The sequence below is a fragment of the Dechloromonas sp. ARDL1 genome (assembly GCF_051122455.1).
Taxonomy (GTDB): Bacteria; Pseudomonadota; Gammaproteobacteria; order Burkholderiales; family Rhodocyclaceae; genus Azonexus.
The window spans coordinates 3,815,708-3,827,524 of record NZ_CP168939.1; the positions used below are offsets into that span (position 1 = coordinate 3,815,708).

The window sequence follows — 11,817 nt, forward strand, 5'->3', positions numbered from 1 at the left end:
CCTGCGAAAAGAGAGCCGCCAGCCATGTCCCCCCTTCTGCCCAAACAATGCGTGCTGGTTGTCGACGACAGCCCTGAAAACATAGAGCTTCTGAGCGAAGTGCTGCGCGACGACTATCGTGTCCGGGTCGCCACCTCCGGCGAAAAAGCCCTGAAGATCGTCTATTCCGACGAACCGCCAGACCTGATTCTGCTCGACATCATGATGCCCGGGATCAGCGGCCTGGAAATCTGCCGCCGCCTGAAGGCGAACCCCGACCGGCGGCGCATTCCGATCATCTTCGTCACCGCCATGAGCAGCACCGAGGATGAGCAGCGCGGCCTGGACACCGGCGCCGTCGACTACATCACCAAGCCGATCAGCCCGCCCATCGTCAAGGCACGGGTACGCACCCACCTGGCTCTCTATGACCAGTCGCGGGAACTGGAACGCATGGTCCGCCAGCGCACCCTCGAACTGCTCACCACCCGCCAGCAGATCATCAGGCGCCTCGGCCGCGCCGCCGAGTTCAAGGACAACGAGACCGGCAACCACGTGCTGCGCATGAGCCACTACGCCCGCCTCATCGCCCTGGCGCACGGGCTGGGGGAAGAAGCGGCCAACATCATCTTCAACACGGCGCCGATGCACGATATCGGCAAGATCGGCATTCCCGACGCCATCCTGCTCAAGCCCGGCAAACTCGATGCCGCCGAATGGCAAGTCATGCACCAACACCCCATCATGGGTGCCGAGATCATCGGCAAGCACGACAACGAACTGCTCGAAACCGCCCGCATCATCGCCCTCACCCACCATGAAAAATGGGATGGCAGCGGCTACCCGCAGCAATTGGCCGGCGAAGCCATCCCCCTCGAAGGACGTATCGTCGCCATCGCCGACGTCTTCGATGCCCTGGTGTCGGTTCGCCCCTACAAGGCCGCAGTCAGCCTCGAAGCCGCCTTGCAGTACTTCGACGAACAAACCGGCCGCCATTTCGACCCCACCCTGATCGCCGCCTTCAAGTCGGCATTGCCTGAAATCCTGCGCATCAAGGAAATCTACGCCGACGAAAACGGCGCCCTGACCGATCTGGAATTCCACATCAAGGAAATCTACGACCACAAGGACAACCCGCAGGGTTATCCAGCCATCATCGCCAGTACCGAAAGCGGTCTCTAAGCGCTTGCCGGCATCCCGTCGGGCTAACGCCGCCCACCCGGTGGGATGCCGACCCTGGCCCTAGCCGCCTGACACCGGCCCGGCACCCAGATCTTCATAGTGGAAGACCTTGGAAATGATCTGCCAGCGTCCATCGAGTTTGACGAGTGTGAGACGGTCATCGAATCGCCGGGGCGGAATGGTGCACTCGAAATGCACCCAGGCCGTCACCGGCCCGGCAAACTCGATGCGGACGATGCGGCTGGATTTCGCCAGACCCTGGCTGGCCGCCGACCGGCGCTGGGCAACGACCGAGAAGTACGTGGCCATATCGTAGGTGAGCAGCTTGCCGTCGCTGGCGCAGGCATACAACGCGGAGGGATGGAGAACCTGGCGTAGGCGCTCGATATCGCAGTGGTAGAGCCCGTCGTAGTAGGTATCGAGCAGCCCGGCGATGGCGTTGAAGTCCTCGGTGCTCATTGCCCGGCCTCCTGCGCGCGGCGCCGGGTCACGGTTTCGCCGGCAATGCCCCAGTTGTCGGTATCGACCTCCTCGATCACGACAAAGGTCGTCGCCGGGTTCTTGTTCAGCGTATCGACCAGTAATTGCGTGGTGCCGCGGATCAGTTCGGCTTTCTGCTCGGGCGTGACGCCTTCGCGGGTAATCTGGATATGAACGTAGGGCATGCTGGGCTCCTGTGGTTGAAAGTGACGACTGCAATCGGGCAGTTGCAAGCATTTTGTTTTATTGCCCACAGCGCATAAATAGACCAATATTCACATTTCTATTTACACAATGTGATGCAATGAGCCGTACGCTTGAAGGACTGAACCTCGGCAGCCTCGAACTGTTCTGCCTCACCGCCGAGCACGAAAGTTTTTCTGGCGCCGCAGCGGCGGCCGGGCTGACCCCGCCAGCCGCCAGCCGTACCATCGCCCGCCTTGAAGAGCGGCTGGGCGTCCGGCTTTTTGCCCGCACCACGCGCCAGGTAAAGCTCACCGAGCAAGGGCGCGCCTTCTATGTCCAATGCCGACAGGCGCTGACGCAACTGGCCGAGGCCGAGCGCATGCTAAACGGCACCCAGACGGCAGCCAGCGGCACGGTCCGCATCAGCTTGCCGACCTCCTACGGCCACTATCGCATCCTGCCCCTGCTCGGCGAATTCCGCCGACTCTATCCCGGCGTGACGCTTGACGTGCAGCTGAGCAATCGCAGCATCGACTTCATCGCCGACGGCTTCGACCTGTCTATCCGGGCACGGCCCCAACCCGATTCCGGGCTGGTGGTCAGGCCCATCGAGGAAGCGGTGCTGGTCATCGTGGCCGCCCCGGAATACCTGGCGCAACGCGGCACGCCGCAAGTACCCGACGATCTCGAAAACCACGAGCTGATCGAATTCGTGCTGCCCATGAGCGGCCAACTGGTGCCCTGGGTGTTCAGGCATGAGGGCGAAACGCGGGAGCGGCTCTTCGCCGGGCCGCTACGCTGCGCCGAAGACATCATCGCCCCGGTGACGCTGGCCCGCCACGGCGCGGGAATCGCCCAAACCTACCGCTTCATGGTCGAGGAAGACCTGCGCAGCGGCCGGCTGGTCGAGTTGCTGCCGAAGTATGCCGGCGCATGGCGGCCGTTTTCGCTGGTCTACCCGGCCAACCGGCACATGCCGCAACGGGTCAGGGTGCTCGTCGATTTCCTGATCGAGCGCCTGACCCGCCGTAATCCACGCACCTGAGAAACTAATGGGGGCTTCCCGCCCCCAGCTCGCGCAAGCGCGCAATCAGCGCCTCGGCATCGAGAAAACCGCTCACCGTTTCCAGCGCACCTCCCCGATCCACCAGCAAGGTCGGGAAACTGCGCGCACCCAGGGCACGCGCCCGGCGGATTTCCGCCTGGGTTTCGTCGATGATGGCCGGGTCACGCATCAGCGCCAGCATTGCCTCCGTTGGCGCCGGATACTGCATGGACTGCAACGCCATCGCGGCCACTTCCGACAAGGTCAGGATATCCGTCGTATCCCGGCCATCGACGTAGAAGGCATGTTGCAAGGCACGAAAAACCGACAACAACGGCTCCGCGCCGGCCAAACGACGCGCCGCAACCACCGCCCGACACACCGGCTCGGTGTCGTAGACGAAGCCCTCGCGCGCCAGAAAGGCCGTTCGGTTGAACGTCAAGCCGCTGAGCGCCTTGACCCGCTCCCAGTGCGCGAGGCGGAACTGCTTGCCGGCTTCGTCGAGCAGCTCCGTCGACCGATTGCGCACCCCGCCCACGACGATTTCCAGCTCCAGGCCTGGCAGCGCCGCCAGGGCGGCGGCCAGCGACTTGCCAAAGCCGTAGCACCAGGAACACATCGGGTCGCCGATATAGATCAGCTTCATGGCTGCGCTACCAGCGCCCGGCGCTCATGCCGCCATCGACCGGCAGAATGGCCCCGGTGGTGAAATCCGAGTCGGCCAGATACACCACCGCATCGACGATATCGTCGGGACGGCCGATGCGCCCCAGCGGCTGCATGCCGGCAAGAAAGCCGTGATTCTCGGGCAGGTGCAGCGGCGTATCGATGATCCCCGGCGCCACCGCATTGACGCGCACGTTCGCCGCAGCCAGTTCGATGGCCAGCGCCCGCGTCGCGTGGTTGATGCCGCCCTTGATCAGGATCGGCAAGGTCGCCGGAACCGCCGTATAAGGCTGCTCGGCGATACTCGCCGTAATGCTGATGATCTGGCCGGATTTCTGCGCCGACATGACCCGGGCAGCCTCCTGGGCCGGATAGAGAAACCCCTTGAGATTGGTGTCGAGCAAGGCGGCAATATCCTCGGCCCCATAGTCGGCAAACGGTTTCACGACGAATATCCCGGCATTGTTGATCAGCGTATCGACGCGCCCGAAGCTGTCGACCGCCGTGCGGAACAAACGCGTCGCGGTTGCCGGGTCGCCGATGTCGCCGGCCACCAGGCGCAGCGCCGTCGACTGGCTCCATGTTCCGAAAGCCGCCTGCAGGCGCGGTAAGGTGCGGGCATTGGCCACCACGTTGTCGCCGCGTTCCAGAAAACGTCGGGCGATGGCAAAACCGATACCGCTGGAAGCACCGGTCACGATGACCGTTTTACGAGACTGGGAATTCATGGCTGTACTCCTTTAGTGTTGAGGAGAGCCCAGTCTATTAATGCCTCATCAGTGAATAAATGCAGGCAATATCAAATGACTTATACCGATCGGTAACTAATCAGGGCTACGTGAATCCAGCGTAAGAGTCACCGGCCCGTCATTGACCAGCGCCACCTGCATATCGGCACCGAAAACACCGGTCGACACCGGCTTGCCCAGTTCGGCGGAAAGCTTGGCGGCAAAGCGCTCGAACAGCGGCCCCGACACCTCGCCCCGCGCCGCCCGGCTCCACGAAGGCCGGTTTCCCTTCTTCACCGAGGCATAGAGTGTGAATTGCGAAACCGCCAGAATCTCGCCATCAATTTCCTGCACGCTGCGGTTCATCACCCCGGCCTCGTCGGAAAACAGGCGCAGGCGCACCAGCTTGCCGGCCATCCAGTCGAGATCGCTCTCCGTATCGTCAGCCTCAAAACCGGCCAGAACGAGCAGCCCGGGACCGATTTCGGCCACGACTTGTGCATCAACCGTAACCGAGGCCACCTTCACCCTTTGGACGATTACTCGCATAGATATTTGCTCCCCAAAATAGAAAAGGCTCCGTTGGGAGCCCTTTCACTATGAACCGAAGTTGTTGGGTGCCAAGGAAAGTGAACTCACCCCACTGGCAGCACTTAGGAAATTTCACATACCTTGGCATGGCTATCCAAGCAAGGTGTCAAAGAAACTGCATATTTCCTGCAATTTTGCCACTGCAAATGGAGAATTTGCTATAAATTTGCACAGCGTTTTCGACGTTAAACATTAGGCTTTATTAAGAACTTGAGGTGCCCCCCGTAATCAGTGCCACCGGCAATTTAGTAAAGTCCGTTTTCGAGAAGGAGAATGGACTTGAAGAAGCGGTTTTCAGAAGAGCAGATCATCGGTTTTTTGCAGCAGGCGGAAGCCGGCGTGGCGATCAAGGAACTGTGCCGGCAACACGGCTTCAGTGACGCCTCGTTCTACAACTGGCGGGCGAAATTCGGCGGCATGTCAGTTCCGGATGCGAAGCTGTTGACGCTCGTTGAAAACTGACCAGAAAAGTGGGGGTGTGCGCGCTGAAAATTGACCAGGGTGATTAACTCGTCCGCTCATTTTTTGAGCAGGATTTTAGGAGATGATCACCATGAAGGATCTGGGAAGGATTCGGCGGTTGTTTTATCGGGATGGCCTATCGCTGTCCGAGATTTCGCGGAAGACGGGGTATAGCCGGAACACCGTCAAACGTTGGTTACGGACACCGGAAGGGGCGGAGCCGAAGTACGAACGGCAGAACCCGAACATCAAGATTGCCCCGTATGCGGCGCGCCTGATCAAGGCACTGGAGGCGGATGCCCGCCGTCCGAAACGGGATCGGCGCACAGCACTGAAACTGTTTGGCGAATTGCAGGCCGCCGGATTCACCGGTACCTACTGCCGGGTCACCGAATTCATCCGGCGCTGGCGGGCCGATGGCGGTGCAGCCGTCAGTAAAGCCTTCGTTCCGCTCCACTTCGAGTTGGGCGAAGCCTTCCAGTTCGACTGGAGCGAAGAGCATCTGGTCATTGGCGGGGTCTGGCGCAAGATTCTCGCCTCACATCTGAAACTCTGCGCCAGTCGGGCCTTTGTCGTTCAAGCCTATCCGACGCAAGGTCACGAGATGCTGTTCGATGCCCATACCCGCTCGTTTGCGGCGCTGGGTGGCATTCCCCGGCGCGGCATCTACGACAATATGAAGACGGCCGTGGATAAGGTGCAGAAAGGCAAATCCCGCATCGTCAATTCGCGCTTCTCGGCGATGGCCTCCCACTACCTGTTTGATCCGGATTTCTGCAATGTCGCCAGCGGCTGGGAGAAAGGCGTCGTCGAGAAGAACGTCCAGGATAGTCGGCTCCGTCTCTGGCAGGATGCCGGCAAGGAGCGATTCAGTTCATTCACCGAACTGAACGTCTGGCTGCTCGAGCGCTGCCGGGGGCTGTGGCAGGAATTGCGTCATCCCGAGTACGCTGACCTGACAGTGGCCGAGATGCTCGAACACGAACAACCGAGCCTGATGCCGATGGTCGCATCCTTCGATGGCTACGTCGAAACCTTGGGCAAGGTATCGAGCACCTGCCTGGTGACGCTGGATCGCAACCGCTACTCGGTACCGTGCGAACTGGTGGGCCAAGCCGTCAGCCTGCGTCTTTATCCGGAACGGATCGACATTGTGGCGCACGATACTCGGGTGGCCAGTCATCCCCGCAACTTCAGTCGGCAGCAAACCCTCTACGACTGGCAGCACTACATCCCGCTGATCGAACGCAAGCCAGGGGCCTTGAGAAATGGCGCGCCGTTTGCCGACATGCCGGAGCCATTGCAACGATTACGCAGCTTGCTCCTGCGCCGGGAAGGTGGTGATCGGGTGATGGCCAAAGTGCTATCGGCAATTTCGCAGTTTGATCTGGAAGCGGTGCTGGTTGCCGTCGATCTGGTGCTGGAGTCCGGCCTACCCAGTGCCGAGCACATCGAGAACATGCTCAACCGCCTGAAGTCGGGTCCCATGCCGCCACCGGTGGAAACGCCACTCACCCTCAGCGAAGTACCGATTGCCGATACCGGCCGCTATGACCGCTTGCGTACCGAGGTGACTGATCATGCGTGAGCTGATGAGCGAGTTCAAGGAACTGCGTTTGCACGGCATGGCCGGTGCCTGGGAGGAGCTGACAGCCAACGGTAGCAGCCGTGTCGAAGCCTCACGTTGGCTGATCGAACATCTACTGCAAGCCGAGCATACTGATCGAGTGATGCGTTCGATTGGCTATCAGATGCATGCGGCCCGCTTCCCGGTACATCGTGATCTGGCCGGATTCGACTTCGAACAATCGAAGGTGGATCAGAAGCTGATCCGGCAACTGGCCGACCTCTCCTTTGCCGAGGAAGCCCAGAACGTCGTGTTCATTGGTGGCACGGGCACTGGCAAGACCCACCTCGCGACGGCGCTGGGTGTCTCGGGCATTACCCATCACAGCAAGCGGGTGCGTTTCTTCTCGACGGTTGATCTGGTCAATGCGCTGGAACAGGAGAAGGCTGCTGGCAAAGCCGGGCGGATTGCCTTGGGGCTGCTGCGCATGGATCTGGTCATCCTCGATGAGTTGGGCTATTTGCCGTTCAGTCAGGCCGGTGGCGCCTTGCTGTTCCACTTGCTGTCGAAACTCTACGAGCACACCAGTGTGATGATCACGACCAATCTGACCTTCGCCGAATGGCCGAGCGTCTTTGGCGATGCCAAGATGACCACTGCCTTGCTCGACCGGCTGACGCATCACTGCCATATCGTCGAGACCGGGAATGAGTCGTTTCGCTTCCGGCACAGCACGGCAACGGCCAAGTCGAGGATCAAGGCGCGGGAGCAGAGCAAGCGGGGAAATCCACCCGAAGCAGATCCGTTCTGATCGAGGCCGCGTTGGGAAATCCGTTCCGGACTCCGTCCTCCACGGCTTTCCCAACGCATTCGTCGTGGCTCGGAAATCAGTTGTTCTGAGCTACACTTATCCACAAGCCCACCTATGTCAGGTGGCTATCACACCTGGTCAAAATTCAACGCGCACAGGTGGTCAAATTTAAACGCGCGCCGACACCCGAAGGAGCTTTTCGTCAGTTTCTGTGACATTTTTTCTGCACTAACTTGGCAGAAAATTCACTTTCTGTGGCATCCGACAACCGTGTTAGATGTCGATACGCGCATTCAACGCATTGGTTTCAATGAATTCCCGACGCGGTTCGACATTTTCGCCCATCAGCGTGGTGAAGATTTCGTCGGCAGCGATGGCGTCATCGATCTGTACGCGCAGCAAACGGCGAACCTTCGGGTCCATGGTCGTTTCCCATAGCTGCTCGGGGTTCATTTCGCCCAGACCTTTGTAGCGCTGCTTGCTGATCCCGCGCTCGACTTCGTTGAGCAGCCACTTCATGGCGTCGCCGAAGTTGGTGACGACCTGTTTCTTCTCGCCACGCGCCATCACGGCACCCGCGCCGAAGAGATCGGAGAGGGTTTCCGCCGTGCGCTTGAGTTGCATGAAATCACCGGAGAGCAGCAGATCCTCGTCGATTAGACCGACCTTCAGGTTGCCGTGGTGCATGCGCTCGATGCGCAGGATCCAGCGTTCCTGAATGTCGTCGAACTTGGGAACGATGCGTGTTCCGGCAGCAATCTTGCCGGCGATCAGGTCGGCGCTGGTCCGTGCCTTGTCCTCCGACGAGAGATCGATTGCCAGATTGTGGCGAACGATGGACTGCAGGACTTCCGGGTTGATGATGTGCGACAGGCGTTCGATGACCGCCTCGGTGGCCAGCCAGGAGCGGGCCAGGGCTTCCAGCGCCGGGCCGCTGATGCCTTCGGCACCGGCGCGCGGCGTGAGGACGGCTTCGTCGAGCGCCATGTTGAGCAGGAACTGGTTGTATTCTTGATCGTCCTTGAGGTAGCGCTCGGTCTTGCCGTGCTTGACCTTGTAGAGTGGCGGCTGGGCGATGTAGATGTAGCCGCGGTCGACCAGTTCCGGCATCTGGCGGTAGAGCAGCGTCAGCAGCAAAGTACGGATGTGCGCACCGTCGACGTCCGCGTCGGTCATGATGATGATGCGGTGGTAGCGCAGCTTCTCGACGTTGAAATCGTCCTTGCCGATGCCGGTACCGAGCGCGGTGATCAGCGTGACGATCTGCTCCGAAGAGATCAGCTTGTCGAAACGTGCCTTCTCGACGTTGAGCACCTTGCCGCGCAGCGGCAGGATGGCCTGGAACTTGCGGTCGCGGCCCTGCTTGGCGGAGCCGCCGGCGGAGTCACCCTCGACGATGTAGATTTCGGAAAGCGCCGGGTCTTTTTCCTGGCAGTCGGCCAGCTTGCCGGGCAGGCCGACGCCGTCCAGCACGCCCTTGCGGCGGGTCATTTCACGCGCCTTGCGGGCGGCTTCACGGGCCCGGGATGCTTCGACAATCTTGCCGCAAATGGTCTTGGCGTCGATCGGATTCTCGAGCAGGAAGTCGGCGAGCTTCTGGGCGACGACTTCCTCGACGGCCGGTCGTGCTTCGGACGACACCAGTTTCATCTTGGTCTGCGAGGCGAACTTGGGGTCAGGCATCTTGACCGACAGCACACAGGCCAAGCCTTCGCGCATGTCGTCGCCGCTGATGTCGACCTTGGCCTTCTTGGCGATTTCGTTTTCGTCGATGTACTTGTTGATGACGCGGGTCATTGCGGCGCGCAGGCCGGTCAAATGGGTGCCACCATCGGACTGCGGGATGTTGTTGGTGAAGCAGAGCACCTGTTCCTGGTAGGAGTCGTTCCACTGCATTGCCACTTCGACGCCGATGGTGACGCCGGTATCGCCTACTTTGGCCTCGCCGGCCGAGTAGAAAATCTTGGGATGCAAGACCGACTTGGTGCGGTTCACGTATTCGACAAAGCTCTGCACACCACCGGCGAAGGCGAACAGCTCTTCCTTGCCGGTACGCTGGTCGACCAGCTTGATCGACACGCCGTTGTTCAGGAAGGACAGTTCGCGCAGGCGCTTGGCGAGGATTTCGTAATGGAATTCGACGTGGCCGAAGATTTCCTCATCGGCAAGGAAGTGCACCTCGGTACCGCGCTTTTCGGTATCGCCGATGATCTTCAGGGGTGAAATTTCGAAGCCGTCGCGGGTTTCGATAACGCGGTCCACCGGCACGCCACGGCAGAACTCCATGAAATGCTTCTTGCCATCACGACGGATGGTCAGGCGCAGGAACTTGGATAGCGCATTCACACACGAAACGCCCACACCGTGCAGGCCGCCCGAAACCTTGTAGGAGTTCTGGTTGAACTTGCCGCCAGCGTGCAGTTCGGTCAGCGCAATTTCGGCAGCCGAGCGCTTCGGCTCGTGCTTGTCATCCATCTTGACGCCTGTCGGGATGCCGCGGCCGTTGTCAATGACGGAAATCGAGTTGTCGGTGTGAATGGTGACGATGATGTCGTCGCAATGACCGGCCAGCGCTTCGTCGATGGAGTTGTCGACGACTTCGAAGACCAGGTGGTGCAGGCCGGTACCGTCGGACGTATCGCCGATGTACATGCCGGGACGCTTGCGCACGGCCTCCAGACCTTCAAGGATCTGGATGCTGGATTCGCCGTAGGCCGGCGAGGCGCTTTGCGGGACGTTCTCTTCACTCATTGTTTTGGTTCCACGTGAAACTACAAAAGGTCTGCCCGGCTGGACAGACCTTCCTTCGGGTTACTGCTGGAAAAATCAGATGCGCATCGGCATCACGACGTACTTGAAGCGGTCGTTACCCGGCAAGGTAATCAGCGCGCTCGAATTGGCGTCGTTGAAACTCCACTGGATTTCATCGGCATGGACGTTGTTTAGCACATCCAGCAGGTAACCGACGTTAAAGCCGACATCGATGGCATCGCCGGTGTAATCGACTTCGATTTCTTCCTGCGCTTCTTCCTGCTCGGCGTTGGCTGCGATCAGCTTCAAGCTGTTTTCACCCAACACGACGCGGACGCCACGGAATTTTTCGTTGGTCAGGATCGCGGCACGCTGCATGGCTTGCATCAGCGTCTGGCGCCCGACCTTCATGTGGTTCTTCAGGGTGGCCGGAACGACACGCTCGTAATCCGGGAACTTGCCGTCGATGAGCTTTGAAACCAGAACGACGGAACCGAAAGCGAAACGAACCTGGTTAGGGGTCAGCGTAATGTTCAGCGCATCGTCGGTATCGACCAGCAGACGGTTCAGTTCGAGAACCGTCTTGCGAGGCAGGATCATTTCCTGGCGCGGCAGTTCGGTTTCGATCTCGACGCTGGCAAAGGCCAGACGATGACCATCGGTGGCCACGGCACGCAGTTCCTTGCCTTCGACCAGCAACAACAGACCATTCAGGTAGTAGCGCACGTCCTGAGCCGCCATCGAATACTGGGTCTTGCTGATCAGCTGGCGGAAAGCCTTCTGCGAAATCGAGAATTGCTTGGTTTCGCCTTCGCTGATGGTCATGCGTGGGAAGTCATCGGCCGGCAGCGTCTGCAGGCTGAAACGGCTTTTGCCGCCGCGTACCTGCAGGCGCTTGTCTTCGAGGACCAAACTGACTTCGGTGGTATCCGGCAGCGAACGCAGAATTTCCTGCAGCTTACGGGCACCGACTGTAACAGCACCATCGCCATCGCCACCTGCACCTTCGGTAGCGGTGGTGATCTGAATTTCGATATCGGTCGCCAGCAGCGTCAGGCGATCGCCTTTCTTTTCCAACAGAACATTGGACAGGATAGGCAGCGTATGACGACGTTCGACAATTCCCGACACAGACTGCAGCGGGGCAAGAAGCGTGTCTCTTTGGGTTTTAATAAGAACCATAAATTAAATTCCTTTATAGACTATATCGGGAACAATTCTGTGGACAACTGAAAATTTATCTTTTATTTCAAAAAATTAAACTTGATTTGGCAGTCTGCGAAAGTCTCTGGATTGGCTGTGGATGAAATCCGGATAATTTTCCCACAAAGCGGGTTTCACCTGATGACTCACAAAGCGTCGACAACTT

The 11,817-nt window shown here is 59.5% G+C and carries 11 protein-coding genes and 1 pseudogene; 5 read left to right on the forward strand and 7 right to left on the reverse strand.

Annotated features, from left to right (window positions below; genetic code table 11):
* The first annotated feature begins 24 nt into the window (after nt 1–24).
* Nucleotides 25–1,161 carry a response regulator gene (locus AB6Q56_RS18825; protein WP_434514568.1) on the forward strand — a complete coding sequence of 379 codons (1,137 nt, stop codon included), beginning with the start codon at nt 25–27 and terminating at the stop codon, nt 1,159–1,161.
* A 60-nt stretch (nt 1,162–1,221) separates the two neighbouring features.
* Here AB6Q56_RS18825 and AB6Q56_RS18830 read toward each other — a convergent pair whose 3' ends face one another.
* A complete protein-coding gene (locus tag AB6Q56_RS18830) occupies nt 1,222–1,620 on the reverse strand; it encodes a nuclear transport factor 2 family protein (RefSeq protein ID WP_434514569.1) in 399 nt (132 codons plus the stop codon).
* Nucleotides 1,617–1,826 (reverse strand): tautomerase family protein, encoded by a 210-nt coding sequence (locus AB6Q56_RS18835; protein WP_434514570.1) that lies wholly within the window; start codon nt 1,824–1,826, stop codon nt 1,617–1,619. The genes AB6Q56_RS18830 and AB6Q56_RS18835 overlap by 4 nt, the downstream gene beginning before the upstream one ends.
* A 119-nt stretch (nt 1,827–1,945) precedes the next feature.
* Between AB6Q56_RS18835 and AB6Q56_RS18840 the strand changes: the two genes are divergently transcribed.
* Nucleotides 1,946–2,872, forward strand: coding sequence for a LysR substrate-binding domain-containing protein (locus AB6Q56_RS18840; RefSeq protein WP_434514571.1), 927 nt, complete (start codon nt 1,946–1,948; stop codon nt 2,870–2,872).
* 4 nt (nt 2,873–2,876) lie between these two features.
* On the opposite strand, the gene AB6Q56_RS18845 is transcribed toward AB6Q56_RS18840, so the two are convergent.
* The 3 genes from AB6Q56_RS18845 to dtd form a co-directional block, all read right to left on the reverse strand.
* Nucleotides 2,877–3,518 carry a DsbA family protein gene (locus AB6Q56_RS18845; protein ID WP_434514572.1) on the reverse strand — a complete coding sequence of 214 codons (642 nt, stop codon included), beginning with the start codon at nt 3,516–3,518 and terminating at the stop codon, nt 2,877–2,879.
* Between the two features lie 7 nt (nt 3,519–3,525).
* Entirely contained in the window at nt 3,526–4,266 is a 741-nt protein-coding gene (locus AB6Q56_RS18850; RefSeq protein WP_434514573.1) for an SDR family NAD(P)-dependent oxidoreductase, read from the reverse strand.
* Between the two features lie 96 nt (nt 4,267–4,362).
* Entirely contained in the window at nt 4,363–4,815 is a 453-nt protein-coding gene (dtd, locus tag AB6Q56_RS18855) for a D-aminoacyl-tRNA deacylase (protein ID WP_434514574.1), read from the reverse strand.
* Between the two features lie 321 nt (nt 4,816–5,136).
* On the opposite strand from dtd, the pseudogene AB6Q56_RS18860 reads away from it, so the two are divergent.
* The 3 genes and pseudogenes from AB6Q56_RS18860 to istB all read left to right on the forward strand — a co-directional run.
* Nucleotides 5,137–5,313, forward strand: a pseudogene (locus tag AB6Q56_RS18860) (transposase); the annotation flags it as partial.
* A gap of 97 nt (nt 5,314–5,410) precedes the next feature.
* Nucleotides 5,411–6,907, forward strand: coding sequence for an IS21 family transposase (gene istA / locus AB6Q56_RS18865; protein ID WP_434517118.1), 1,497 nt, complete (start codon nt 5,411–5,413; stop codon nt 6,905–6,907).
* Entirely contained in the window at nt 6,897–7,697 is an 801-nt protein-coding gene (istB, locus tag AB6Q56_RS18870) for an IS21-like element helper ATPase IstB (protein ID WP_434517117.1), read from the forward strand. The genes istA and istB overlap by 11 nt, the downstream gene beginning before the upstream one ends.
* Before the next feature lie 273 nt (nt 7,698–7,970).
* On the opposite strand, the gene gyrB is transcribed toward istB, so the two are convergent.
* Both gyrB and dnaN read right to left on the reverse strand, forming a co-directional pair.
* Complete coding sequence (gyrB, locus tag AB6Q56_RS18875; protein WP_434514575.1) at nt 7,971–10,448, reverse strand: DNA topoisomerase (ATP-hydrolyzing) subunit B; 2,478 nt, start codon at nt 10,446–10,448, stop codon at nt 7,971–7,973.
* Nucleotides 10,449–10,523: 75 nt separating this feature from the next.
* A complete protein-coding gene (dnaN, locus tag AB6Q56_RS18880) occupies nt 10,524–11,630 on the reverse strand; it encodes a DNA polymerase III subunit beta (RefSeq protein WP_434514576.1) in 1,107 nt (368 codons plus the stop codon).
* Nucleotides 11,631–11,817 lie beyond the last annotated feature (187 nt).

Coding starts and splice junctions, on each gene's coding strand:
- AB6Q56_RS18825 (WP_434514568.1), top strand. CDS start 25: ATGTCCCCCCTTCTGCCCAAACAATGCGTGCTGGTTGTCGACGACAGC.
- AB6Q56_RS18830 (WP_434514569.1), bottom strand. CDS start 1,620: ATGAGCACCGAGGACTTCAACGCCATCGCCGGGCTGCTCGATACCTAC.
- AB6Q56_RS18835 (WP_434514570.1), bottom strand. CDS start 1,826: ATGCCCTACGTTCATATCCAGATTACCCGCGAAGGCGTCACGCCCGAG.
- AB6Q56_RS18840 (WP_434514571.1), top strand. CDS start 1,946: ATGAGCCGTACGCTTGAAGGACTGAACCTCGGCAGCCTCGAACTGTTC.
- AB6Q56_RS18845 (WP_434514572.1), bottom strand. CDS start 3,518: ATGAAGCTGATCTATATCGGCGACCCGATGTGTTCCTGGTGCTACGGC.
- AB6Q56_RS18850 (WP_434514573.1), bottom strand. CDS start 4,266: ATGAATTCCCAGTCTCGTAAAACGGTCATCGTGACCGGTGCTTCCAGC.
- dtd (WP_434514574.1), bottom strand. CDS start 4,815: ATGCGAGTAATCGTCCAAAGGGTGAAGGTGGCCTCGGTTACGGTTGAT.
- istA (WP_434517118.1), top strand. CDS start 5,411: ATGAAGGATCTGGGAAGGATTCGGCGGTTGTTTTATCGGGATGGCCTA.
- gyrB (WP_434514575.1), bottom strand. CDS start 10,448: ATGAGTGAAGAGAACGTCCCGCAAAGCGCCTCGCCGGCCTACGGCGAA.
- dnaN (WP_434514576.1), bottom strand. CDS start 11,630: ATGGTTCTTATTAAAACCCAAAGAGACACGCTTCTTGCCCCGCTGCAG.